Origin of the sequence: Bacillus safensis FO-36b (assembly GCF_000691165.1) — a bacterium.
In the GTDB taxonomy this organism is placed as follows: domain Bacteria; phylum Bacillota; class Bacilli; order Bacillales; family Bacillaceae; genus Bacillus; species Bacillus safensis.
In genome coordinates, this window is record NZ_ASJD01000004.1 from 186,317 (window position 1) to 212,733 (window position 26,417).

Below are 26,417 nucleotides of genomic sequence, written 5' to 3' on the forward strand. Positions count from 1 at the left end.
GATACAAGCAATGATAAATAAATTGGAAAGATTAGGAGTGTTTTTTGAATGAAAAAAATGGCTTTAGCAGCTGTAACAGCAGTAAGTGTTTTAACTCTTGGCGCATGCAGTAGCGGTGATAAAGATGTGATCGCCACAACAAAATCAGGAGATGTCACAAAAGGAGAACTTTATACTACTCTTAAGAAACAAGCAGGTGGAGATGCTTTAAACCTACTTGTTCAACAAAAGGTTCTTGCTGACAAATACAAAGTATCTGATAAAGAAATTGATAAGAAATTGGAAGAATATAAAAAGACACTTGGTGAAGATCGTTTAAAACAGCTTCAAGATGAATTCGGTAAAGATTACATCAAAGATCAAGTGAAATATGAGCTGCTGACTCAAAAGGCTGCCAAAGCTAACATCAAAATCACTGATAAAGAAGTAAAATCGTATTACGATGACCTTAAAGGAAAAATCCGCGCAAGCCACATTTTAGTAGCTGATAAGAAAACAGCTGACGAAGTGGAAAAGAAATTAGATAAAGGTGAAAAATGGGATGCCCTTGTCTCTGAATATTCAACTGATACTGCTTCAGCAGCACAAGGCGGCGATGTAGGCTGGTTCGCAAAAGAAGGCCAAATGGACGAGAACTTCAGCAAAGCTGCTTTCAAACTAAAAGTAAATGAAATCAGCAAGCCAGTAAAATCCCAATTCGGCTACCATATCATTAAAAAGACTGAAGAACGCGGTAAATATGATGACATGAAAGCGGACTTGAAAAAAGAACTGCTTGACCAAAAACAAGCAGACACAAATGAAATCCAAAACATCTTAAACAAATTAGTAAAAGATGCTGATGTGAAAGTAAAAGATAAAGAGCTTCAAAAAACGTTCAAAGAAAAATCTGAACAGCCTGCACAAAATCAGCAGACACAACAGAACCAGTAATCACAAAAAACCCCTCTGCCGTCATCGTGCAGAGGGGTTTTTGTATGACGAGATTAAGCAATCGAATGATCTTCATGTCCCGCAGTATCCTGCGATCTTTTCACCTGCTGATCCTGACGTCTGCGCTCTCTTTCCTGTTCCATTCGCTCGATAAAAATTTCTCCTTCCTTTTCAATAAAGGATTGATCAATCTCTTGCTCCTCTTTGGCTGTTGTCATTAATTTATACGCACAGAAAATAATGCCGATGATACATGCATACACCCACCACGGAAAAAACAACATTTTTTCATCGCCTCCTTTTCTTAAGGACATTCCTCTCTTCCTTTGTGTTACATGCTTATGCGAAAAGAAGACAAGTTATGAAAAAAAACGCCCGCATAAACGGACGTTTTGACATGATTATTCGTGATGGAAGGTTGGTTTATAAAACGAACGATTCTCAAGTGCAAAAATACGTTCTGTATATTCTCCTGGTTTCACATGCTCAAGCGCACGATCCATCATGTTCATTTTCGCATCTAAATTATCAATATAGTGGAGAATTTCAGCTTCTTTTACCATTGGTGGTTTCGGGCTGCCCCATTCTCCTTTTCCATGATGACTCAGGACTAAGTGCTGTAAAATAAGAATTTCCTCTGAATCAATGCTAAGCTCTTCCGCAGCTTTCGCAATTTCTGTCACCATAATGGAAATGTGGCCAATTAAATTCCCTTCCACAGTATATGTCGTGGAGACTGGGCCCGAAAGCTCTTTGACTTTCCCTAAATCATGAAGAATGATACCTGAATATAAAAGATCTCGATCTAGTGATGGATATAGGTCAACAATGGATTTTGCTAAATGCAGCATAGACACGACGTGGTAGGCGAGTCCAGAGACAAATTCGTGATGATTTTTTGTCGCTGCTGGATAATCAGCAAATTCCTGTCCATATTTCTTCAGCAAATGCCTTGTAACACGCTGAATATTAGGGTTTTTCATATCAAAGATATATTGCATAATCGTATCCATCATATCGTGTTTTGGAATAGGAGCTGTTTCGAGAAAGTCATCAATTCGAATTTGCTCGTTTTCAGCAACAGGGCGTATATTCCTAAGCTTCAGCTGATTCCTCCCGCGATAATGATGAATGTCGCCTACTACCTTCACGATGGTTTGCGGTCCATAGGTGATTTCATCATTCTGCTTTGCATCCCATAGTTTTGCCTCAATATCTCCACTTTGATCTTGAAGAATGAGCGTTAAAAATGGTTTGCCATTACTTGCAATTCCTTTAGTAGATGATTTAATTAATAAATGCAGGTCAACTTGTTCGCCGACATCATAGGTCATGATCCCTTTAGCCATTCAATAAAAGCTCCTTCCATGTTTCTGCTCATATAAGTATAACATAAGTCATTATTTGTCAATCATTCAACTGCTAAACTCGTAATCTGTCCATCTTTTGCAGCCTGCGCCATATGCTGATGACAGGTAAAATAAAACAGCTGTGTTTCAAAACGCGTGAGTTCATTCATCAATTCCAGCACTCTTCCTAGACGAACATGATCAAAATGAACGAAGCTGTCATCCATCATAAACGGAAGCTGACATTCCTGCTGATGAGACAAGGCGAGTGCAAAACGAATGGCCAGATAGACTTGTTCACAGGTTGCTTGCGAGAGCTCGTCTGGGCGGAATATTCGTCCATCCATCCTTTTCACGATCAGCCGGTCATCCTCTGGTGAAAATAAAATGGCTTCATATCGATCATTCGTTAACGGCTGAATAAAGCGGGAAGCTGTTTGCAGCAGTGCTGGCAGCCTTTTTTCTTTATGTTCATTCAATTTTTCTCGAATGACGGAGCGGACAAGCTGAATCGCCGCCCATTTTTTCGCAAGGTGCTTTGCATGCTCCTGCTCAGCTGAAAGCTGATGAGTCAAATCAGACACCGTACCTGAAGCTTCTATTTGCCGGATTTCCACTGCTCGTTCTGCCAGACGTTTTTCCATATTCGCCGCATTCGATTGTATGTTATTCAGGTGCTGCTTTGCTTCCGCACACTCTTCTTCAAGAAGACGCAATCCTTTACGAACAATCGATTCTTCCTCATCAAAGCAGCCGCTTCTATGCAGCTCTTGATTCAGCTGCTGCAAATGGGAAAGCCGTTCCCGATATTCTTTCGACAGATGGGAAAGAATTTGGTAATCTTTTTTGGACTCTGCCTCTACTTGGCGAAAAAGCGCGTCCATTTGTTTTTCGTAATAGTCAATTTCCCCTTCCAGCGTCGTGATCTGCTGTTTCACATGTTGAATCGATACATCCAATGTCTGACGTTCTTTTTCTCTTTTCGCCTCATCTTTCAATATCTCTTGAAAGGCCGAGATGTTCTCTTGAATGGTGCCTTCCTTTCGCTGCAGAAGACTGCTTAACGCTTCCACCCTTTGCTCATAATTGGACTGCTGGCCGGCAAGCTCGTCTATTTCCCGGCTAAGCTCCTCATATCCCGCTGTATTCGTTTTTAATTGCTTCAGGATAAGGAAGGCTTCTACTAGGAAAGAAAGCTCTGAGGACAAGCCCAGCTGTTTTTTCTTTTCCTCTACTTGCTGCTGGACAGGTTCCAGCTCCTGCTCCCAGTCTTCATATTGCCGGATGATCCTTTCGTACAAAAGCTCCTTCTGCCTCACAAGCGTTTCAGCTGAAGCTGCCTGTACTTGGAAGGAATCGAATGTTCCCCCGCCGCTTCCCTGTTTCACCTGTGTCGATTTCAAAAATGGGTAAATAGCAAAGAAGACAAAAACAGAAAACCCTGCAAATAAGAAAGTAACCCACCACTCTGTTAAAAAGAAAAGGACAAGCAGAAATGCAGCATCAAATATCACCATCACAGGGAATAACCACGCCCGGGAATGAACCTGTTTCTCTTTTGCTCTTGTTTCCCCAGCTTCCACTGAACTGTGCGATTTGGCCTGCTGTTCCTTTAATCCTTTTAAAGCGGTTTCCGCTTCTTCCAGCTCATGTCTTGCATGATCAAACCGGTCATCCAGCTGTGCCTTTCTGTCCATTAAACGAACGTAGTGGCTGACAGCCTCCTTTAATTCCCACTCAAATTCAAGGGAGTCGTCAATCTGCTCAAGCTTGACTGAACGCTGCCACTTCAGCTTCGCTGCGGCTTCGTCCATTTTTTGTTTCAATGAATCACGTTCTGCTTTACATTCAGCTAAGCGGTTTTTGACACGTTCAGCATGAGAAGATTCATCAACGACACGCTTCATCTCCAGTAATGTATCCTTGTCATAAAGCGGTTGAACTTGTGCCAGCGAGGTTTGCAAATGATCTAATTTTTGCTTTAGTGCAGTCATTTGAGCCTTTTTCGGGTGATGGTGTGATTCTAATTTATCCAATTCATGCTCTGTTTCTGCTCTAAAGCGTTTGACTCGTTCTGGATAACGGGCTAATTCTTTTTTTAACTCCATCTTCTTCTCTAACATGGGATAAAGTCGAATGTGTTCGTTTAACTGCTGAATCTGTTCTTCTGTCTGCTTCATTTCCTTTTGAAGCGCTGTGATCGTCTCTATGAATTCAGAATGCTCCCGTTTTTTTTCTGTATAACGGCCTTCTGCCAATCTAGCTTGTTTCAGCTGGGCAGCCAGCTCTTTTAAACGATCAAGCTGCTGGTTTAATTCCGGCTTGCGTCCATTTGGTTTAAACAGCTGCTCCTGCTGCTTAAGCAGCCTGCTATCCATCTTGGAGGCAGCATCTGAGCCAAATAAACTTGAGAAAAGGAGAAATTCACCGATTTGATCTTCGTTTAAGGCTTGGACATTTTGCAGTCCAAACACATCAAATGAATAGATTGATTGGAATAATCTGCGATCTGTTCCCTTTAAAAGAGTTCGTAGAAATGCTTCATCTTTCACTTCACCATTCGGTAAAAACACCTGCGTTTGACCGCCTCGATCGGACGATCTCTCAATGTGAATGACACCTAACTCCTCATCTAAGCAAGTGAGGGAGCCGCCATAGAAAGATCCTTGTTTCGGCTTGTATATCTTGTTTTTTGAAAAACCAAATAACATCGACTCAATAAATGCCTTCAATGTCGTTTTCCCCGATTCATTCAGGCCGTAAACTAGCTGAAAACCGTCATCAGAAAAGTGAAAGGTTCGATTTGAAAATTTCCCGAAATTCGCTATATGGAGTGAACGTATTTTCATCATACCTCTCCTTTTCTCATAATTGCTTCAGCTGTTCCGTCAGCAGCCTTTGTGCCTCTTCTTTTATATCCACTTCATCCTCTTTTGTGAGCGCTTTTCCTGACTTCCTGTAGGTTGGGTGACGCTTGATCGGTGAAAGCAGCTCTTCATATGACTCAAACTGTGCAATTTCTGCCGTTAGTTCCTTCAAAAAGGAATCTTCTGGATCAATCACATCCTCGTTTGTTCGGCAATCAATTGACATCACCCAAACAAACACATCTTCATCTTCCTCCTGCTCATGAAAAACAGTCATCAGCTCTTCGAGGACCTCAAGCTGCGTATGCTCAAAGTAAGAAGGCGCATCACCTGTCAATTCAATTCTCACAAAATGAGGAATGCCTTCCTCTTTCAGCTCATTGATTTTGCCTTCCACAAGTGTGACAAGATCCGTCATATGAGTTGTTTCTGTGATGTCTATTGCCAGTTTCTCAAAGATGATATCTGCACAGCTGATAAAATCCGCTGCCCGTGAATCTTCGGAGAGGTGAATCAAGTAACAGCCTTTTTCTCCCGTTTCTTTTATATGTCTGCCCTGCACATTACCAGGATAAATTATATATGGGTCTTCATGCAGAAGGGCTCTTTTATGTATATGTCCAAGCGCCCAATAATCAAAATCCTGTGCTATGAGCTGCTGAAGCTGAAATGGGGCATATGCATCATGTCCTTCTTGTCCGGCTAATGTGCCGTGAAGCATCGCAATGTGATAGGCAGCATCTGTTGTTTTGACATAATGAGATGTCATATTTTCATATACAGCCCGCTCTTTGTAGCTAAACCCATAAATACTCGCGACAAGCTGATCCCCTCGATAATAGGAGTGCTCACTTGGTGTACTGCTCGAAAAGACATGTACATTCTCGGGCCACTCAATCGGTGTCCATTCACCGCCTAAATGATCATGATTCCCATAAATAATAAAGACTTCAATCCCGTGCGTTTGCAGTCTTACAAACTGATTTCTTAAAAACAGCTGTGCTTTTAAGCTGCGATTGGATTCATCAAATAAATCACCGCTCAGCAGCACAAAGTCTACCTCCCGCGCAACGGCGAGATCAAAGATGTTCTTAGCACTTTGAAATGTACTTTCTTTGAGCCGCTTAAATATAGAACTAGGTATAGTCGACATTCCTGCAAATGGACTGTCTAAATGTAAATCTGCGGCATGAATAAAGGTGAGCTTAGTCAAACGTCTATCTCCTTGTCCGATACTGTCATTGTCCATATTTTATCATGCCATTTTTACGAATGCACGTTCTATCACTCTTCTTCTAAAAAACACATTTTTAAGGGCTAAAAAAGAGGTTTTGTCTTATTCCATGTTTAATTACATTAAAAACAGAAGAAAGGAAGATGAGGAATGGAGAAGACATACTTTTTAACCGTATTTGACCGGTCGGGTGAGACTTTATTAAATGAAAAAATCACAGCGGATGGTGACGAGAAAGCAAAGGAATTAGGACGTCATCGCTTAATGGAACAGCAATACACAAAGCATTCTCATCGACTCGTTGATCAAGCAGGAAAGCTGCTTTTATTTGAACGTTAAAAAAGCCGGCTTTCGCCGGCCTCATGTTCATTTATGCTTTTTGAAAGACAGGACGTCTTTTTTCTAAAAAGGCCTGTATACCTTCCTTGTGATCATGACTTTTTCTCAGTCTTGCCTGTGCTGCTCTCTCTTTTTGAAGAACTGCTAAGAGCTTTGATTCTGACTGCTGGAAATAGATCATCTTTGTTTCGATAAAGGCTTGAAGCGGCATGTTCATAAATGGCTTCACACACACTTTTTGATACGTATCGACCTCATCCTGGAACACCCCGTCTGCAAGGCGCAGCTTTAACGCTTCTTCAGCCGGCAGCTTTTGTCCGCTCCAAATCAATTGTTTAGCGGTTTGCTCACTCACTCTTTTTGTGAGGAAAAAATGCCCCCCGCCATCTGGAATTAATCCTACTCCATTAAAATTCATGGCGAGTTTTGCATCCTGATGCATAAACAAGTAGTCACAGCTTAGAGCAAAGCTAAAAGCGAGGCCTGCTGCTGACCCGTGAACAAGCGCAATCGTCACTTTTTTCATACTAGCTAGAGAAAGTGTAATTCCCTCGATCAAATCCATCACACGATGGAAATCTTCTTCACTTTCCTGCTTGAGCATCATCCCAATATCTCCGCCTGCTGAGAATCCTTTTCCCGCTCCCTTGATGACAACGACTTTTGCACTGCTTTCCTCCGCTGCATCACATGCTTCTTTGAATTCAGCAAACATGTCCACATGAAAAGAATTATAAGCTTCAGGCCTATTGAAAACGATTTCAAAAACATCCCCGTCTAACTGACAATTGATATATGTCATCATCCATCCCCCTCTTCTTTTAAAAGCTCATCACTTACTTCCATTTTCATCATGTAAAACCTTTTTCTCTAAATAAAAAATTTCAAGATCAATTGATACTAAAATAAGCATAATGATTGAAACAAGAAATATATTTTTATATAGTAAAAAAAGAAAGAAAATAAATTTGAAAGGAGGAGGATGATTGATCAGATGTTCCATCATGATATTGGTTAGCTTCATCGTCATGTTTTCTCCTTTTTCAAATGTCGTTTTTGCTTCACAGGCAGAAGCGAGTATACCTAGCCTGATTTCTCCATCCATTTATGATGAAGAAATCAATGCTGTGAAGACACCTTCATTTTCAAAAAAACATGCTTCATCCATTCTGTTGAAGGACAGATTATCAAGGGCGTATGCCAAGACTTTTCTGCCAAAGCCTGCCCCATCAGCTGCATTGTCCATTGATCTATGTTTTTTGGAAATGAAGTGTGCGATCCCCGTTATGTATCAATCTAATTACCTCTACTGATTCATTTTATTTCATCCGCATTTACTATTTGAAAAACACAGCCTATCAAATTCGGAGGGATAAAATGAACATTAAAGAAAATGATCTTCCTGGGATCGGAAAGAAATTTGAAATTGAAACGAGAAATAGAGAAAAGATGACGATTGTGATTCATGATGATGGCAGACGGGAAATTTATCGTTTTGACGATGATGATCCAGATGAAGTGCTGTCTACCATTTCACTCGATGATGCTGAATCCCGGCAAATCGCTGCTATTATCGGCGGTATGGTGTATAAACCGCAGGCACTAGAAACCATTGAAATGGCCTTCAACGACTTGATCATTGAATGGTTTAAAGTGGAAAAAGGTGCAAAAGCGGTTGGACATACACTCGGTGATTTAGATGTGAGACAAAATTATGAAGTCACCGTGATTGCGATCATTAAACATACAAATGAAAAATTACTCAACCCTGGTGCCGATTCGATTATTCAAGCAAATGATACGATGGTCATTTCGGGCGAAAGAAAACACTTGAAGCGATTGGTACGTGATTTTCTTTCTAGAGGGGGAGAGTGATGAATGGATCATTTAGTCTTTGAAGTTGGGACGGCGCTAATTCTTATCGCCATCGCCAGCTTAATCGCCAATAAAATTAAATTTTCTATCATCCCTTTTCTCATTGTCCTCGGAATGATTGTTGGGCCGCATGCTCCAACTATCGGGATCATTGATTTGAAATTTATCGAAAGCACGGAGATTATTTCGTTTTTTGGCAGAATGGGCGTCCTGTTCCTTCTTTTCTATCTTGGACTTGAGTTCTCTGTCGGAAAACTCATTAAATCGGGTAAATCTATTGCAGTCGGCGGATCTATTTATATTTTGATCAACTTCAGCTTAGGTCTGCTCTACGGTTTTATCACAGGGTTTGGATTCCTTGAGGTTCTCATTATGGCAGGGGTGATCACCATTTCATCCAGTGCCATTGTGGCCAAAGTCCTTGTCGATTTGAAACGAACGGCGAATCCTGAAACAGAGTTAATTCTAGGGATTATTATGTTTGAGGATATTTTCCTTGCCGTTTATTTATCCGTCGTATCAGGTCTTGTCCTTGGAGATGCCACTACTGTTGGCGGTGCCTTATTATCGATTTTAATCGCTTTTGGTTATATGATGCTTTTCTTTATCATTGCGCGGAAGCTGCCAAAACTATTAAATAAGTTGTTTGATATCCGTTCGAACGAAGTGTTCATCATTGTGATTTTTGCCGCTTTGTTCTTTGTCGCTGGTTTTTCAGAAACGATTCATGTAGCAGAGGCTATTGGAGCTCTCTTACTTGGTCTTGTTTTCTCAGAAACAGAGCACTCAGACCGCATCGAGCATCTCGTGGTTCCGTTTAGAGATTTCTTTGGAGCGATGTTCTTTTTCAGCTTTGGTCTCAGTATCGATCCGTTTACATTGGGTGATGCCTTCTGGCTTGCGATCGGCGCTGTGATTCTTACCTTAATTGGGAACTTCACTGCCGGAATGTTCGCTGGACGGAGAGCTGGATTTTCTCATAAAGCCTCTTCTAATATTGGATTAACCATCGTATCGAGAGGAGAGTTTTCAATCATTGTTGCCGAGCTTGGCATTGCCGGCGGACTTGCCGCTACTTTGAAGCCCTTTGCTGCATTGTATGTCTTAATCCTTGCGATCTTAGGACCGCTCGTAACGAAAGAATCTAAAAAAATCTATCAAATCCTAAACAAAATCTTCAAATGGAAACCTGAAAAACCAAAAGTAAAAAAAGAAACGACGATCTAATAAAAAAGGGCCCTATGCTTGGGCCCTTTTTTATGTCTTATTCAAATTGCTGAAATGCAGTTTCTTGTTTGACTGGCGCTTCCTCGACACCGCGAATGGTTCGAATGACTTTCTGGTTGCGGTAAATCGATAGTTTCAAATTGGTCGCCGCTGTTCCATGAGAATGATCAAGATTCGTGAATGTAAAGAAATGATTTGAACGCTTGTCTTTGAACACAAGCTTGAAGTCGTCTGTCACTTTAAAATGCTCATCACTTTCCCATTCAATCAAAGGTTCATATGCGCTAAACCATTCAGGAATATTCGGTGTGTATCCTGTAGCCAATACAGCGTGATCTACAGTTATGCTTTTTTCTTTCTTCAGCTGCCACTGCTTGAGATGCAGCTCCAAAGGCTGATGCTCTCCTCTTTGAATCGCTTCAAGCTCGGTCATTGGCTGAATGAACACAGATGGCTCTTCACCTGAAACGGAGCGATGATACAACTCCTGATAAATGCGCGAAAGCGTTGATGCATCGATGCCATTTCTTAATCCTGTCAGCCTGGGCAATGTGTTCATACGTTCTTCATAAGGAAGCGAATGAAAATACTCGACATACTTTGGTGTAAAAAGTTCTTGGCCAAGCTCTGCCGTCTCCAGCTCTCTAAATTCACTAGAACGCGTAAACCATGAAAGCTGCTGTCCTTTCTTTTGATGCTGAAGCAGGTCTAAGAAAATTTCGGCTGCACTCTGCCCTGAGCCGATCACCGCCACCGACTCAGCTTCATGAAGTGCTTTCTGCTGATCTAAATAACGGCTGCTATGGGTCACATATGGGTAAGCTGCTTCAGGCACATCGACTGGAATCATCGGTTTGCTTCCTGTGCCTAACACGACATGCTTTGCACGATATTCAGAAAGCGAACCATCTTTTAATCGTCTGACTCTCACAAGGTAGCCTTCTTGGCAGTCCGTCACTTCTTCTACCTTCATCCCGAACTGACAGCTGTCTAATTCTCCTGCCACCCATGATAAATACTCATTGAATTCTCTCCGCGGGATATCAAACTGTTCAAATGTATAGAACCGGTGAAGTCTATTTGCTTCATGTAAATAATTTAAAAATGTATACCTGCTCCTTGGATTCGCCATTGTGACAAGATCTGCTAAAAAGGAAACTTGCAAATCCGTTCCTTTGATCAGCATACCAGGATGCCAGGCAAACTCAGACTCTTGTTCAAAAAAACAGCATGAGACATCCTCATACTCCTCTAACAAAGCGGCCAACCCTAAATTGGCGGGCCCAATCCCAATTCCGATCACATCTATCATATGTACACCTGCTTTAACTGTTTATCACTTATATACCCTTTTACAAATGAAAAAAACACTGCGTCATCGCAGTGTTTAAACGTGAGAAACAAATAATGATTCAAGGAATTGAATTTTCTCTTCTGTATAGTGTTCATAGCGGTCATTATACGATTTTGGATCTTTTGGATTGGCATACTGCGTAATTTTTCCTGATCGTGGATCAATGAATTTACTTGCTGCACCGCATCCAATGCCAATGATTGTCTGTACTTCTTCCATGATAATAATATTATACAAACTTTCCTGTCCATCTAATGAATACCCGACATTTTCAAGATTCCCTAAAATATTTTTTTGTCTATATAAATAATATGGGTGATAATGATGTGCTTTCGTCCAAGTGACCGCTTCATCCATCATACGTGTGATTTCTTCTCGGTCGGCTACTTGATATTTCTCCTTATTGCGCGTCATTTCAGATGCTCTTTTAAAGGAGAGTGTATGCACGGTTAAAGATTCAGGCTTGAGCTCTTCAGTCTGCTGCAAGGAGTGCTGAAATTCTTTGAGCCCTTCTCCCGGCAATCCAATGATTAAGTCCATATTGATATTATTCATGCCGTACTGTCTTGATAAGTGATACTTTTCAATCGTTTCTTCGACACTATGATGCCGGCCAATAGCCTTTAGTGTTTCATTCTCATACGATTGCGGGTTAATGCTAATCCGGTCAATATTGTAGCGGTTTAGCACCTCTAGCTTATCAGGCGAAATCGTATCAGGACGCCCTGCTTCGACAGTCACTTCCCGTATATGCTTCACATCTGGGAACGAGCGGTACATTTCTTCATACAGCAAATCCATTTCTTCCGCTGTAATGCTCGTTGGCGTGCCTCCGCCAAAGTAAACGGTCGTCACTTTGATCCCGTGTTCTTTTAGCCATGCGCCCATTTTTTGCATTTCATAATGCAGACCAAACAAAAACGTTCCCACTCTGCCAGCTTGTCCTTTAATGGCGTAAGCAGGGAACGTGCAATAAGCACATTTTGTGGGGCAGAAAGGAATACCAATATAAATACTCACTTCCTGCTGAAGGTCATACAGATCTGGAATGGCTTGAAGCTGACGATCGACAATCTCCTGCATCAAATTGATTTTTTCATCATGAATCAAGTAATCACGCTTTAATGCCGCATGTGCATCTTCCTTTGACATGCCTTCTCTCAGCATCTTATGAAGCAATTTCGTAGGACGTATTCCTGTGAGAATGCCCCACTTTTGTGTCATTCCTGTGTGCTCCTGAAGCAAGTGTAAATAAACAGACAGCACTGTGTTTTTGATTTGTTTCCAGCGCTCCTTATCGTTCAAGCTCTCTGGGACATCCCGCGAAAAACGACTGGTGATGTCTGATCCATCGATATGACCAGATGCTTCCACCATGCCATTTTCTTCCTTCCAGTTAAATACCATGACCAAACCATCATCCAATTCACTTGGATCAAACATCACTTCACTATCTTCTTCAAATAAATTGGCTATATTGACAAGCGGGCGATGAAATCGTTCATCTGACAGCCCTTTAATTAAAATTCGCATCATATCACCTTTATCTTCAAACTTGTTTCATTTTACAAAATTCATGTAGGAAAAGCAATGAAGGGAACAGACGAAGGCCCTGTCATTTCTTGATTGACAGGGCCTTCACTGTATTATCTCTTAATATCGAATTGATGCAAAAATCCTTCTCTTTGCTGCATTCTAAAGTATTCCTTGATCATATAAGCCACACCCTGTTCATCATGCGAGCGCGTCACCCAATCGGCTTTACGCTTGACATCATTGGGGGCATTTCCCCTACCAACCCCTAACCCAGCCAATTCAAGCATTGGAATGTCATCTGTTCCATGACCAATGACAACCGTATCTTCTAAAGTAAAACCGAGTGCAGAGGTTAAAAGAGAAAGTCCCGCTTCCTTCGAAACCCCTTTGCATACAATATTCATTTTCTCATCACTGATCCTAATAAGATCAACAGATGGGAATGCTTGTTGAATGGTCCTGTGAATCTCAGGCTGAAGCTCCGCGGTCGAATATACTTCAATCACTGGAGTACTGACTGGTTCATCCATCAGCATATCACTTAACGATTCAACAAATTGAACGGGATAGAAAATTGGATCAGACGGATGAATAAGCGTCTTTCCCATCAGCTGAGACTGCGTTTTTTTCCGGTTGCCGATCGAGAATTTTTCATGCAGCAAGCGGACATTACAATCGAAGCTTTCAAGGATTTGCACAAGATTAAATGTCTTTTCTTCCGTTAATTTTTTCACATGAAGCGGCTCATCGAGTTTATCGGCGATAAATGCACCACTATGCGTCACAAGGGTTGATGTTGGAATCTTCAACGCCTTGGCAATTTTTTGAGCGGAACGAAAATGCCGGTTGGTGACAATCGTCACGTAAACCCCTTTTTTCTTTACATATTCCACAGCTTCTTTTGTAGCAGAATGGATTTTACCATTGGAACGAAGTAACGTCCCATCTATATTGAGTGCAAGTAGTTTTTTTGACACTGAGGCATCCCCCTTCTTGATGACTGTACTTACGATGAGGATATGCCCTAGCTTGGTGCTTTAGAACATGCAGTTGAAAGAGCCCCAGGTTATGAATAGATGGATAAATAAAAAAAGCCTACCCCTAGGCTTTTTTTTATGTATGGTTTGGATGCGTTACAATGGAGTGATGAAGCTCCCCATGATCCCCTTATCATTTACACACCAAAGCATTGCTTATATCAGATCCCCTTATGATGCTTTGCGTTTCTCCCAGAAGCGCTTCTCTCTCGTTTGGCTCACCGCCATAAATCCCAAGTGAAACGCACCCAATTGTCCCTTGAGAGCGCCTTTTGAAAGCACTTTCAATATAAGTATTATCGCAGAATTTATGTGCTTCGACAACCTTTTTTTAAAAGATATTGAGGAGAAAAGATAAAACAAAAAAGGGCGAATGACATCGCCCTTTCCATTAGTTTTCTTCTGGATTCCCATAAAGCTCTTCAAGTGGCTTCATGATAATTTTATTTAATTCACCGATAAGAACACTCACACGTTGTTCTGCTTCCATCAACTGAGAGATTTTATCGTGCTGCTGAACAAGAGCAACTGTTTTTTGAGCTTGCTCCACTTCTTCTTGTGTGATCTCTTGACCAGTCATTTGTTTTTGTTGAAGGTTTACTTGAATGTCACGGAAGTTCTCAAACATTCTTTTAGAGGACTCATCCGCGTTTACCTCATCATAAAGATTTCTTAAAGTTGAATATTCTTCGCTATGACGCAATGCTTTTTCAAGGTCATATGCAACATCATAAAGATTTACAGACATGTTATGTCTCCTTTCTATCCGTTATCACCGATATGATCGGCGGACACCACTCCACTATAACAAACTATGGCTTTCGTTTCACATATATACAATGAATTCATTAAAATTTCTATAGCTTGTCTTAGAATAGCGCCACAAAAACTGCCTGTATAGCACCAATCATCCCGCCTAAAAGACCGCCTAGAAATGTTATCATCTTCAGCTCCTTATTAGAGATGCTGACTACAAGCTCTTCCATTTTTTCAAGCGGGAAAAGTTCAATTTGTTCACGAATGATATCTTCAAATTGCAGCTTTGCAAGCAGACTCTCTAAAGCATTTGAAGCCGCTTCGATCCCCTTATCAATCAACACTGGCGCAAAATGTGTTTTAAGGTCATCCGCTACAGCACTGACATATGTTCCAACTGGTTTGTCTAATATCAGCTTTGTAGAGAAATGAGAAAGCAATTGATTTTTCACACTAAAAATAAGTTCCTTCACATTCCATTTTTCATCAAGCTCATGAAGAGAAAATAGCTTCACCTTGTCCCATTCTTGAACAAGTAAATCTGATAAAAATCTTTTTGTTTCTGCATTCCTTAAGAACTTGATAATTTCTGGATGCACACGGTCAATTAAGCTTGAATTCCCTAGAAACATTTGGACCATACTGCCAAGCATTCCCCGTTCTTTTAAGAAATCATCAATCATATTGCCAAGCCTGGCTTTGCCTTCATCACTTTCAAAATAATGAATGCCTCTCTTTAAAATATAATCTGCTGCATCTGGAATTTTTGATGATATTTTGGTTTCCACTTCTACCGGGAGCAATTCAGATAAAGTTTGCTCGTTATATGTTTCAAGCAATGAAGCGAGCTTCTGGTCAGACCACTGATGGAGCCATCTATCTGCTTTGACATCAGCCTCTGTAACGCCGAATTTTTCTAGCAGGGAGAATACGGTGATCTCCATATTTGCGCCTTTGTCAATATATTGATGGACTGTACGCAGGATCTCCTGCTTTGCATCCGATGATTCAAATCGCTTTTGAATACCTTCTGGCGTGAGCAAATGCTCCATAACCATGACACCAACCTGCTTGGCTACTTCGTCTCTTCTTTTAGGGATAAGCCCTGGTGTAAATGGAAGCTGTTTTCCGAATAAGTAATATGGCTTATAAGGCCGAAAAAGCATTTTAATTGCAAGATGGTTTGTCGCTGCTCCTATGACTGCGCCGATAACAATCATAAAGATAAACGTTGTGAATATATTCAAAGTCGTCATCTACCTTTCAAACAACACCCGAGGTTTATTGTTTTGATCTATACGTATTATAGTTGTTGTCAAGTTCCCAAGCAAATGAAGCATGCAGCGAGACATATGATCAAGCGATCTGTCGTAATGATAAAGGAGCGCAAGCTTTATGTAAAATCATAAAAAAATTTTTTTGTGATGGTAAAAAAAAGAAGTTGAAAAGAAGGTGTTTTTTAATGACAACATTAGGTATTGTGAGCCTTTCTCCGCAGTATGAAGAGGCATTCACACGGCAGCTCGCCAAAGCTGCCTCTTCTTATCGTTTAGTGGTTGTTCGTTTTACACCATTTGATTTAAAGCCGGCTTCAAATTTGATACAAGGCCAAACATATATGAATGGCCAAGGGTTTGCCGACGCACAATTTCCGATTCCCGACTTGATTTATGACCGATGTCTTTACCGGCATGACGCACAATCTAAAAAAGCAAAACCCATCATGGAATGGCTAAAAAAATATCCAAAAACAAATTTTTTGAATACCGGCATTTCAAATAAAATGGTGCTATTTGAGCAGCTCCGTCTCCGCTCTGCTTTACAGCCATATTTACCTGGCTGCTTTATATTAAAAGAGCCCTCAGACCTGATCAATATGGTAAGGGAGTGCGGGGCTGGCGGTTATTGTAGAATGCAGCCTCTCTCCCATCAGCATGCAGCATCTACTTACTTCATTTCCTTTGATGGCAAATCAACATTTACCGTTCAGCTAAGTTCCAATCAAACCATTACATTTTCTCGTACGTCAGAGCTGGAGCGCTGGTGCAAAAAATATGCAGGCCGGTATTTTCTTCAATTTTTCAACACGAATGATCAAAAAGAACTTTTATTCAATGAAATCAAGATTTTCCTTATGAAAGATTCACAAAATCAATGGAAACGCATGGGAATTCACACAAAATCACCTGCAGAAAATAGTCTTTTGAGTCATACACAAAAATCAGCTCCTGTGATAGGCTTTGAACACTATCTAAATACATTGCAGCCACACATCAAGGAGCTCCTTTTAGATGATATTGCATCCATTCAGGCATCAATCCCAGCTTATATAGATAAAACTTACTCTCCTTGCTTTGAATTCGCAGTAGACTTACTTCATTCAAGTGAAGGCAGACTTTTCATATCAAATATCAGATCAAAGCCAGGGCGGTCCGCTTTTTTAAAAGCTTACCCTGAGAAGGAACACCAATTGATTCGTACCATTCTTGAACATGCGCAAACGATAAAGTCTCAACCGAAGGAGGTTTCTTATGAATAGAAAGCGCTGCATCATCGCCCCACACCTCACAAGTGAAAAAACAATTCATCTTCCCGTCCATTATAAACAGAAAGATGCCATCTATTCTCTTGCTCTAGGGTCCCGTTTAGTAGATGGCTTCAACATTTCCTATCATCTGCATCCAAATAAAATTTTATTATCTGAAGATCTATACAGAGGATTACTGATTCCTTACCAATCAAAAGCTGATGTGATCATCATTGACCATACACTTTTTATAGGGCCGTTGATGGGCATTTTCACTGCGGGTTTTGAGCAAAGTACACAGCCATTGGGAACGAGATCAGAATTTTTTATCAAACTGCTGCACTCTTTCAGGCAGCATCCTGGTTTTGCCTATCTTTTTGGGCCACATTCGATTGAATGGGAAAAAGGAATTGTAGAAGGACTGTTGTACCAGCAAGATTCATGGGTTAAAAAACAGCTTCCCCTTCCGTCAGTCATTTATGACCGGCTTCCAAATAGAAAAGCTGCTCAGTCGGCACTCATACAAGAAACGAAGCGAAAACTCACTCAAGACTATGATATCCCTTGGTTCAATCCTTACTTTTTTAATAAATGGGAGATTCATGAACAGCTATTAACAGATGAAAAAACATGGTCCTTACTCCCACATTCTGTACAATTAGATCCCGTGGACGCTCTAATTAAAATTGAAACACTTCTCCACCTGCATCAAATTATATACTTAAAACCGACAAACGGAAGTCATGGAGACGGTATTTATCAGTTAAAGAAGGAAAATCACGGAATCACTGTATACTCAAATTCGGGAAGGTCTATTCCATATGATTCAATAGATCAGTTTGTTCAAAAGCTGCGAAAAGATCATGCAATTCATGAATTTATTGCACAACAAAGAATTGAGCTCCTTCAAATAGACAATCAACCGATGGATTTCAGAGTTCATACGAATAAAAATAAAGAAGGTGATTGGACAGTCACAGCAGCAGCAGCAAAGGTTTCTGGAGATCATAACATCACAACTCACCAGTTACACGGGGGAACGGTGAAAACACTTTATGCTGTCTTTCCAGAAGAAAAGAAACGTTTGCAGATTTTACAGCAGCTTTCTCATACTGCCATCATGCTCAGCCAGGTGATAGATAAAAAAATGTCCGGGCATATTGGTGAAATCGGTTTTGACTTAGGCATTGATCAAACAGGTGCAATTTGGTTGTTCGAAGCTAATTCTCGCCCTGGCCGAGAGATTTTCCAGCATGTCTCTTTGAAAAAATCAGAATGGATGATTGGGAAAAGTATCATGGATTACGCATCTTACCTTTCAAAAACGGCACTCACAACTTCAGATCACGCAAACGTCTACTGACGCTTTTTTGTCACATGTCAGTGCTCTTAAATCTATGCTTTTTCTATGCTCTTTTCATGAGATGAGATACAATAAAATCAAGTTCAAGGTTGTTTCCGTGTTGTCGTGTTTGTTTATTGTTTCATCAATAAAAGCAAGGAGGCAATGATGATATGATTTCTCATTTTCAATGGAAACCCCTTTTTAAGAAAGCACAATTGCCAGGCTGGAAAATATCCTTTTTCCACAACGGTGCGCACTATGAAGGCATCTACCACAAAACAGGTGACATTGAATGGGGCTCTCAGCTTCCGCCCCATGAAGTAGAACCAACTTTAAAAGAAGAAATCCACGAATTAATGCTGTTCCATGTCTATGATTAAACTGTTTAAGGAGCCCCGCCATGTTAGAAAAATTAAAACTTGTTTACGGAAACCATATCATCAGCACACCTACTCATGACAAACAAATTCTTTGGTATCAAACAGACGAAGGTGAAATATTTGGAGTAAACAAATCGGAGCTTTCAGAAAGAGAAACACTTCTTCTCAACTCTTTTCTTACACCAATTGATCTATTTCAAAAAACGCAGACCGAGGATGAACAAAAATGGTTCAGCTATCTTTTTGAAAACAAACCACTAACTGTCCAACATCCCGTCCGTGTTTATTATTTTCAAATGATCCATCAAGAAGAACAAAGACAGCAAATAAAAGAGGCTGTGAATAACAGCCTCGAACATACTCATTTCATATGGACAGGCCCTGAAACAGCTATGCTGATTCAACCAAACGCCACATCAGAAAACAGTCAATTAGATCAGTTAAATGATTTGTCTCTGGCTATTACAAGTGATTTTTTAACAGACTCAGTCTTTATGCAAGGACAGCTGCATTTGCCTAATGACCATTTACAGATGAGGTTATTAAATGAACAACAGCTCTTTTTATGCCATCTGCAGCGAGAAAAGCTTAGATCAGGGGCTGCCACATTTTATCAATGCCTGCCATCGTTCATTTGTTATGATGCATCTGCACTCTCTCACGCTATTTCAGATGCTTTTAAAGAAGCGGTCTTTGACCGGGATGTTTATCGCACTCTCATGACCTATATGCAATGTAATTTAAACGCATCCAAGGCAGCAAAAGCGTTATATGTTCACAGAAACAGTCTTCAATATCGAATTGATAAATTTATTGAGCGCACTGGTCTAGATATACGTCATTTTCCAGAAGCATCAGCTGCTTATTTGATGATGATTCTACTCGATCTTTCATAAAGAACGAAGACATGAGCACCCTGCCCAAAAATGAAAATAGGATGTTGTGCACGTTGTCCATTTACAGACTCTTCCTCATTTTATACACTTTATTTACTAGTAAAGCGCTTTCAAAAAAAGAGGGACTGGGGAGGCTGACAGCTAATGGCTGAAATGATGCTGAATCAAATTTATAAAGTGTACGATAACAAGGTAACAGCAGTAGATAACTTTAATCTACATATAGAAGATAAAGAATTTATTGTGTTTGTTGGTCCATCAGGCTGCGGAAAATCAACAACCCTTCGCATGATTGCAGGTCTAGAAGAAATATCACAAGGAGACTTTCTGTTAGATGGAAAACGGATGAATGATGTAGCGCCGAAAGACCGGGATATCGCAATGGTTTTCCAAAACTATGCATTATATCCTCATATGAACGTGTACGATAATATGGCTTTTGGATTAAAGCTTCGGAAGTTTCCGAAAGCAGAAATTGATGAGCGGGTTCGAAATGCCGCTAAAATATTAGGGCTTGAGCAATATTTAGACAGGAAACCAAAAGCACTGTCTGGCGGTCAAAGGCAGCGTGTTGCACTTGGCAGAGCAATTGTACGTGATGCAAAGGTTTTTCTTTTGGATGAGCCGCTTTCTAATTTAGATGCAAAACTCCGTGTTCAGATGCGTGCTGAAATTTCTAAGCTTCATCAGCGTCTGCAAACGACATTTATCTATGTGACACATGATCAGACTGAAGCCATGACAATGGCAACCCGCCTTGTTGTCATGAAAGATGGATTTATTCAACAGGTTGGAGCCCCGAAAGATGTATATGAAAACCCAGAGAATGTGTTTGTAGGTGGATTTATCGGCTCACCTGCGATGAACTTTTTCACAGGAAAGCTCTCTGACGGTGCCATTGCGGTTGGAAAAACACATATTCGTGTACCAGAAGGAAAAATGAAAGTATTACGCAGCCAAGGCTATATTGGAAAGGATGTCATTTTAGGCATCAGACCAGAAGATTTTCACGATGAACCAGTATTTATAGAGGCGTCTGAAGGCACAAAAATTAATGCTGATGTAGAAGTAGCTGAATTAATGGGAGCAGAAACGATGCTTTATTCTTCTATCGATGGTCAATCGTTTATTGCACGTGTTGATTCTCGTACCGATGTACAGGCCGGACAGTCTATCCCTCTTGCAATTAATATGAACAAAGCCCATTTCTTTGATGCGGATACGGAGCTGCGCATCCGCTCAGCAGAATAAGAAGATATATAAGCAGCGCCATCACTCATCATTGGGTGATGGTTTTTTGTATGTTAACACAACATTTACCATGTTCTTTTCTCGTATGTTTTTTTCGGAAATAACCATAATACTTAGTACAAAGCAGTTACTGCATTGGGTTTCGCCAAGTGGCAAATGACTTGGATCATTTCGCTGGTGCGATTCCAGCAAACCCAACCAAAAAAACAAAACATATACAAAAAGGAGAATCACATCATGGCAAATTCTAATAGTTCAAACCAATTACTAGTTCCTGGAGCAGAGCAAGCGATCGATCAAATGAAATACGAAATCGCTGCGGAATGTGGTGTAAACCTTGGAGCAGAAACAACATCTCGTGCTAACGGTTCAGTTGGTGGAGAAATCACAAAACGTCTTGTGTCTTTCGCTCAACAAAATCTTGGCGGAACAAAAGCTTAATTTCATATTTGGATCATAGAAGGCACCTCTTATGGTGTCTTCTTTTTTTGTTTTTATCCCTCACCAAACTCCTTTCAGCTCATATCATGTAGTAGAAAGGAGCGGATCTTCATGGACATTATTTCTGGTATGAACTTTGAACTTTTACAATTTGTAGGTATCTCTCTATTATGTGAATATGCTCATAGTATTCGGTCCTTTCATTTATATAAAAAAAGCATCACATAAAAGTTGTACCATTTTGTGCCCTTTTCACTTATAGTATGTAGTGGAGGGATCGAACAGATGAAAATAGCTCTTTTCGGTGCTCATGGACGTGTAGGACAAGCATTTCTTCGTTTCGTTCAAGTAGATGATCGTTACATGGTTCGTTCATTGATTCGAACAAACCGAGAAGAAATGCTTGCGGGTATGTTTCAAGTCACCGGCAATTCAAGAAATCGGGAAGATGTGCTTGAGACAATCAAAGGAGCAGATATTGTTGTGAGCTGTCTATCAACAGATGGTGACGATACATTATCTGTTTCAATGGAGCATATCGTACAAGCCATGAAGCAAACAAATACATCTAGAATTATTACAATTGGTACAGCAGGTATTTTAAAAGCAAGAAAGCAGCCGGAGCTCTACCGTTTTGAAACAAATGAATCAAGACGGACCACTTCCCGAGCAGCTAAAGAGCATGCGAAAGCGTTTGAAATCCTTCAATCGACTGATCTAGATTGGACCATTATTTGTCCAACCTATTTACCAGATGGAGAAGTGACACGGTCATATCGCTATGAGAAAGATTTTCTCCCTATAGATGGAAAGAAAATTTCAGTTGAAGATACCGCACACTTTTTATATCAGCAGTTAAATTCGAAGGAGTTTGTACATCAACGCGTCGGCATCGCTTATTGATGATGCAGCCTGTCCAAACAATATAATCAATAAAAGTCGAGAACAGAATCTCCGACTTTTTTATGCAAAGGAAAAGAGCCTCATTCAATTGGAAGAGGCTCTTTTTTCTACTATTCATCAGCTGTTGGCAACAGCACCTTTTTGCAGTTCATACATTTGTGCATACAGCCCTTCTTGCTGCATGAGTTGTTCATGACTGCCACGCTCGACGATTTCACCTTTTTCTAACACCAAGATCATATCGGCTTTCTTAATAGTGGATAATCGGTGAGCAATCACAAAAGTCGTCCGTCCTTCTTTGACTACATCAAGTGCCCGTTGAATGATCGCTTCTGTTTCTGTATCAATGTTGGCTGTGGCTTCATCTAAAATTAATATCGCTGGATCGTACGCCAATGCGCGCGCAAATGAAATCAACTGACGTTCCCCTGAGGAAAGGGTGCTTCCCTTTTCAACGACTGGTTCATCAAAACCTTCTGGCAGGTGCTTCAATAACTCTGCTGCGCCTACTTGCTTTAATGAAGATTCAATGGTTTCTCTTTTGATATCTTCATTTCCTAAGCTGACATTGGAGGCAATTGTTCCAGAAAATAAATACGGGTCTTGCAGCACAATGCCCATTTGTTTACGCAGCGTTTGGCGCGACTGATCATAAATGCTTTCACCATCTATGAGAATGTCTCCTTGCTGAATGTCATAAAAACGCAGCAGCAAGTTCATGATCGAGCTTTTCCCAGAACCAGTATGCCCCACAAGTGCAACCGTTTGACCTTTCTTTGCTTCAAACGTAATGTTCTTTAAGACATTTTTCCCTTCATTATAAGCAAAGGTGACATCTTTGAATTGAACGTGTCCCTCCAGCTTCTTCTGAACAGGTTCTTCCACTTCTGTTCCTGGTTCATCTAATAACCTGAAAACCCTTTCCGATGAAACCCTTGCTAGTTCCAACCTAGAGAATTGATTCACAATGCCTGTAATCGGCTGGAACAATCGATTTAAATAATCGACAAACGCATAGAGCACACCAATGGACACAATGCCTGTCGCACTTAACGAAGCACCTCCAAAATACCAAATGAGTGCCACATATGCTAAATTTCGCAGCAGGTTAACCAAGTTATGTGAAAGAAGTGAATTTAAATGCAGCATCTTTCGCTGATATCGAAAGTGATTGTTGTTCAGCTCATCAAATTCGTCTTGCGTCGCTTTTTCATGACGAAACGCTTGAATGATTGTCATCCCTTGAATGGCTTCATTTAGCTTGGCATTGATTTCACTGATGATCGAACGAATGCGGTGATTGTACACTGATGCAAACTTTCTGTAAGTCATCGACCATAGGAAAATAATCGGTACTGCGACCAAACAAATGAGTGCCAGCTTTACATTTAACAAAAACATGGCAATGTAAATCCCAATCATGTAAATGGCACTCGTCACGAAATTAGCAAGGACTGTTACATATAAATCACGAATGGTTTCCGTGTCATTTGTGATTCTCGCGACAACCTTTCCAGCCGGTAAATTATCAAAATATCGGATCGGCAGTGTTTGGATGTGCTCAAATACGTCTACCCTCATTTTTTGAATAATTCGATTTGCAATCCTCTGGAGCAAATAATGCTGCCCATACTGAAAGAAAATCGCAACGATGAGCAGTCCTAGATAAAATAGAACAAGCTGCACCAAACCATTGATTTCTGGCTGATAAAAAGCGAAAATCTCCTCTTTTGATAAACGCTTTACCTCATAGGTTTCACGCTCGTTCCCATTATCAATGGTGAGCTGATCTCCCGATATTTTTCTGTTTCCATCAAAACGAATCGGCTCATTCACAAAATAGTAACCGAACCCGACTTGCACTACATTGATTTGCTTTCCAGAATCCATTCCATTATTTAATCGATCTCTTCGTATATAGTTATTTCCCTGGTAATAAACGGTTTTGTCTGTCTTTTCATTGACCTCGACATACGGTTTTTCTACACCTAAAATATGATCATCAATCATTTTCTTCCCAATAAACGGTCCTGTCAGCTCAGCACCAACTGCAATCATTAGAAAGATTAAGGCAACAGACAATACTTTCTTATATAGGAGTGCGTAGGCAAGGAGTCTTCTTCCTGTTGTCATGCCTCATCCCCTCCTTCCAGCTGATTTGTCAGCTGCTGACGCAAAAATTGTTCTTTGTACCACCCATCCTGCTGGATGAGCTCGTTGTGTGTGCCCTTTTGGACAATGCGTCCCTCTTCCATGACAAGAATGAGATCCGCATGTTCAACAGCTGATAGGCGATGAGTTGTAATAAACGTCGTTTTGCCATGACGGTTTTGTCTTAGATTTTCTAAAATAGCGGTTTCTGTTTTTGCATCTACCGCAGATAATGAGTCATCCAGAATTAAAATGTCTGGATCAATTAATAAAGCACGTGCAATGGATATTCGCTGTTTTTGTCCGCCTGACAGCGCCACACCTTTTTCCCCAACCATGGTTTCCAGACCCTCTGGCAAAAGGCGTAAATCCTTTTCAAAATAAGCATCTTTGATTGCTTGTGCTAACTCATCTTGTTTCGCGTCACGATGACCAAAGCGCATATTCTGTTCCACGCTTTTTGAGAAAAGTATATGATCCTGCGGTACGTATCCAATCCATTGAAATAACTGATCTAATTCAATGTCTTGGATTGGAACACCTGATAGCAAGATTTGCCCATCACCTGCCGGGTACTGGCGCAAAAGCTGTTTGACAATGGTCGTTTTGCCGCTTCCCGTTTTGCCTGTAATCCCAATCGTCTGCCCTTTTCGTACAGTAAAGGACACATCAATGAGATTATCTTTAGATGAAGTTGGATACCTGAATGTCACATGATCGAACTCAATATCTCCAGGCTCTTGTAACGTTTTCGGCTGAGCAGCATCTGTTACGTCCGGCTTGTAGCTGAGTGTATGATTTAACCGGTCTAACGACGCATTTCCTCTTTGCATAATATTAATCAATTCGCCGATCGCAAACATTGGCCAGATCATCATGCCAAGATAGACGTTAAATGCAACAAGCTCCCCAATGGTTAAATCACTTTGGAACACGAGGTATGCTCCGTAGCCGATTCCGATTAAGTAGCTGATCCCCACAAGTAATTTCACTGTCGGCTCAAACAAAGAATCAATGATCGCCACTCGCATGTTTTTTTGAAATACATCATCTGTCATTTCTCGAAAGCGTTCGACATCTTGTTTCTCCTGCACAAAAGAGCGAATGACCCGGACACCTGCCACTGATTCAAGAACGCGATCGTTCATATCACCAAATGCATCTTGAGCGACTGTAAAGCGCTCATGGATTTTGCTTCCATAAAACGCAATCAAGAGCGCCATCAGCGGCATAGGAATAATCGCCATTAAGGTTAATTTCCAGCTAATCGTCAGCCCCATCGTAAAGAAGATCATCAGCATATAAGCAGTGGAATCAACCAAGGTCAGAACGCCAAAGCCTGTTGTTAAGGCCACAGCATTCAAGTCGTTTGTACCTAATGCCATTAAGTTGCCTGTTTTTTTCTTTTCATAAAAGGTAGGCGTCATCTTAAGCAAGTGGCGCATCAGTTTCCCGCGCATCACACGCTCCATGACATTTGCGCCGCCAAATAACTGATACATCCAAAAATATGTAAGTGTATAGACGACGACACCTAGTAAGCAAAAAATGGTTACATAAAACACAATACTGGATGTTGTAAATTGACCAGAACGAATGTCATCAACTGCCTGGCCAAGGTATCTTGGCGGCAGCATTTCAAGCACATTCACAATGAGCAGGAGCGTAATAGCAATCGTATAACGCCTCCACTCTTGTTTAAAGAACCAGCCTAATTTCGCAAATACTGAAAACATGTTTGTCTCTCCTTTTCAAGCTAGCCGCTTTCTAAATTTTCCTGCAAGTCACCTTGTTTCGTTTTTTGAGCTTTTGTCATTTGTCTTGATTTTGGCATGTTCACATGCTTTCACTCCTCTTCATTTATTCGTTGATCTCCATCCCATTATTTCGAAATGCGAAATGAATTCAACAAAAAAAGAGGCCACCAGCTTGCTGGTACGCCTCTTTTCGTCATGTAAAAAGGCGCATGTTGACAAATACGCAACATACGCCTTGATTCATCCGATCAATTGGAAC

24 protein-coding genes are annotated in these 26,417 nt (G+C 40.7%); 12 read left to right on the forward strand and 12 right to left on the reverse strand.

Annotated elements, in window-relative coordinates:
* The first annotated feature begins 48 nt into the window (after positions 1-48).
* Positions 49-933, forward strand: a complete 885-nt coding sequence (locus BA81_RS11380) for a peptidylprolyl isomerase (RefSeq protein WP_034282210.1) — start codon at positions 49-51, stop codon at positions 931-933.
* A 53-nt stretch (positions 934-986) separates the two neighbouring features.
* Here BA81_RS11380 and BA81_RS11385 read toward each other — a convergent pair whose 3' ends face one another.
* The 4 genes from BA81_RS11385 to BA81_RS11400 all read right to left on the reverse strand — a co-directional run bounded on the left by BA81_RS11385 (position 987) and on the right by BA81_RS11400 (position 6,362).
* A complete protein-coding gene (locus BA81_RS11385; protein WP_034282326.1) occupies positions 987-1,217 on the reverse strand; it encodes a sporulation YhaL family protein in 231 nt (76 codons plus the stop codon).
* Positions 1,218-1,334: 117 nt separating this feature from the next.
* Positions 1,335-2,282 carry a 3'-5' exoribonuclease YhaM gene (gene yhaM / locus BA81_RS11390; protein WP_024425447.1) on the reverse strand — a complete coding sequence of 316 codons (948 nt, stop codon included), beginning with the start codon at positions 2,280-2,282 and terminating at the stop codon, positions 1,335-1,337.
* A gap of 62 nt (positions 2,283-2,344) precedes the next feature.
* The gene (locus tag BA81_RS11395) at positions 2,345-5,131 is read right to left on the reverse strand and encodes an ATP-binding protein (protein WP_034282211.1); all 2,787 of its coding nucleotides are present in this window, start codon (positions 5,129-5,131) and stop codon (positions 2,345-2,347) included.
* Positions 5,132-5,147: 16 nt separating this feature from the next.
* Positions 5,148-6,362 (reverse strand): metallophosphoesterase family protein, encoded by a 1,215-nt coding sequence (locus BA81_RS11400; RefSeq protein ID WP_034282212.1) that lies wholly within the window; start codon positions 6,360-6,362, stop codon positions 5,148-5,150.
* A 171-nt stretch (positions 6,363-6,533) separates the two neighbouring features.
* On the opposite strand from BA81_RS11400, the gene BA81_RS11405 reads away from it, so the two are divergent.
* Positions 6,534-6,722, forward strand: a complete 189-nt coding sequence (locus BA81_RS11405; protein WP_034282213.1) for a YhzD family protein — start codon at positions 6,534-6,536, stop codon at positions 6,720-6,722.
* Between the two features lie 31 nt (positions 6,723-6,753).
* On the opposite strand, the gene BA81_RS11410 is transcribed toward BA81_RS11405, so the two are convergent.
* On the reverse strand, positions 6,754-7,527 hold the full coding sequence (locus tag BA81_RS11410) for an enoyl-CoA hydratase (protein WP_051627350.1): 774 nt from the start codon (positions 7,525-7,527) through the stop codon (positions 6,754-6,756).
* Positions 7,528-7,708: 181 nt separating this feature from the next.
* On the opposite strand from BA81_RS11410, the gene BA81_RS19280 reads away from it, so the two are divergent.
* From BA81_RS19280 to BA81_RS11430, 3 genes are all read left to right on the forward strand, one after another.
* Complete coding sequence (locus BA81_RS19280) at positions 7,709-8,035, forward strand: potassium:proton antiporter (protein ID WP_227001712.1); 327 nt, start codon at positions 7,709-7,711, stop codon at positions 8,033-8,035.
* A gap of 64 nt (positions 8,036-8,099) precedes the next feature.
* Positions 8,100-8,597, forward strand: coding sequence for a cation:proton antiporter regulatory subunit (locus tag BA81_RS11425; RefSeq protein WP_024425442.1), 498 nt, complete (start codon positions 8,100-8,102; stop codon positions 8,595-8,597).
* Positions 8,598-8,600: 3 nt separating this feature from the next.
* Positions 8,601-9,824 carry a cation:proton antiporter gene (locus BA81_RS11430; protein ID WP_034282218.1) on the forward strand — a complete coding sequence of 408 codons (1,224 nt, stop codon included), beginning with the start codon at positions 8,601-8,603 and terminating at the stop codon, positions 9,822-9,824.
* 37 nt (positions 9,825-9,861) lie between these two features.
* Here BA81_RS11430 and BA81_RS11435 read toward each other — a convergent pair whose 3' ends face one another.
* The 5 genes from BA81_RS11435 to BA81_RS11460 form a co-directional block, all read right to left on the reverse strand.
* Positions 9,862-11,136: a lysine N(6)-hydroxylase/L-ornithine N(5)-oxygenase family protein gene (locus BA81_RS11435; RefSeq protein ID WP_034282219.1), complete on the reverse strand. Its 1,275-nt coding sequence runs from the start codon at positions 11,134-11,136 to the stop codon at positions 9,862-9,864.
* Between the two features lie 75 nt (positions 11,137-11,211).
* Positions 11,212-12,711, reverse strand: coding sequence for a coproporphyrinogen III oxidase (locus tag BA81_RS11440; protein WP_034282220.1), 1,500 nt, complete (start codon positions 12,709-12,711; stop codon positions 11,212-11,214).
* A 113-nt stretch (positions 12,712-12,824) separates the two neighbouring features.
* Positions 12,825-13,691: a Cof-type HAD-IIB family hydrolase gene (locus BA81_RS11445; protein WP_034282222.1), complete on the reverse strand. Its 867-nt coding sequence runs from the start codon at positions 13,689-13,691 to the stop codon at positions 12,825-12,827.
* Positions 13,692-14,142: 451 nt separating this feature from the next.
* Positions 14,143-14,499 (reverse strand): YlbF/YmcA family competence regulator, encoded by a 357-nt coding sequence (locus BA81_RS11455; RefSeq protein ID WP_024425750.1) that lies wholly within the window; start codon positions 14,497-14,499, stop codon positions 14,143-14,145.
* Positions 14,500-14,620: 121 nt separating this feature from the next.
* The gene (locus tag BA81_RS11460; RefSeq protein WP_034282223.1) at positions 14,621-15,754 is read right to left on the reverse strand and encodes a DUF445 domain-containing protein; all 1,134 of its coding nucleotides are present in this window, start codon (positions 15,752-15,754) and stop codon (positions 14,621-14,623) included.
* Between the two features lie 215 nt (positions 15,755-15,969).
* Here BA81_RS11460 and BA81_RS11465 point away from each other — a divergent pair, with 215 nt between their 5' ends.
* From BA81_RS11465 to BA81_RS11495, 7 genes are all read left to right on the forward strand, one after another.
* A complete protein-coding gene (locus BA81_RS11465; protein ID WP_034282328.1) occupies positions 15,970-17,046 on the forward strand; it encodes a YheC/YheD family protein in 1,077 nt (358 codons plus the stop codon).
* The gene (locus tag BA81_RS11470) at positions 17,039-18,397 is read left to right on the forward strand and encodes a YheC/YheD family endospore coat-associated protein (protein WP_034282224.1); all 1,359 of its coding nucleotides are present in this window, start codon (positions 17,039-17,041) and stop codon (positions 18,395-18,397) included. Before BA81_RS11465 ends, BA81_RS11470 begins: the two co-directional genes overlap by 8 nt.
* Positions 18,398-18,549: 152 nt before the next feature.
* Complete coding sequence (locus tag BA81_RS11475; RefSeq protein ID WP_003211787.1) at positions 18,550-18,759, forward strand: YheE family protein; 210 nt, start codon at positions 18,550-18,552, stop codon at positions 18,757-18,759.
* A gap of 20 nt (positions 18,760-18,779) precedes the next feature.
* On the forward strand, positions 18,780-19,655 hold the full coding sequence (locus BA81_RS11480; protein ID WP_034282225.1) for a helix-turn-helix domain-containing protein: 876 nt from the start codon (positions 18,780-18,782) through the stop codon (positions 19,653-19,655).
* A gap of 144 nt (positions 19,656-19,799) precedes the next feature.
* Positions 19,800-20,906, forward strand: a complete 1,107-nt coding sequence (locus BA81_RS11485; protein WP_034282227.1) for an ABC transporter ATP-binding protein — start codon at positions 19,800-19,802, stop codon at positions 20,904-20,906.
* Between the two features lie 237 nt (positions 20,907-21,143).
* Positions 21,144-21,347, forward strand: coding sequence for an alpha/beta-type small acid-soluble spore protein (locus tag BA81_RS11490; RefSeq protein ID WP_034282228.1), 204 nt, complete (start codon positions 21,144-21,146; stop codon positions 21,345-21,347).
* 285 nt (positions 21,348-21,632) lie between these two features.
* Positions 21,633-22,250, forward strand: coding sequence for an NAD(P)-dependent oxidoreductase (locus tag BA81_RS11495; protein ID WP_034282230.1), 618 nt, complete (start codon positions 21,633-21,635; stop codon positions 22,248-22,250).
* A 117-nt stretch (positions 22,251-22,367) separates the two neighbouring features.
* On the opposite strand, the gene BA81_RS11500 is transcribed toward BA81_RS11495, so the two are convergent.
* Positions 22,368-24,383, reverse strand: coding sequence for an ABC transporter ATP-binding protein (locus BA81_RS11500; RefSeq protein WP_034282231.1), 2,016 nt, complete (start codon positions 24,381-24,383; stop codon positions 22,368-22,370).
* Positions 24,380-26,137, reverse strand: coding sequence for a multidrug ABC transporter ATP-binding protein BmrC (gene bmrC, locus BA81_RS11505; protein WP_034282232.1), 1,758 nt, complete (start codon positions 26,135-26,137; stop codon positions 24,380-24,382). The genes BA81_RS11500 and bmrC overlap by 4 nt, the downstream gene beginning before the upstream one ends.
* Between the last annotated feature and the right edge of the window lie 280 nt (positions 26,138-26,417).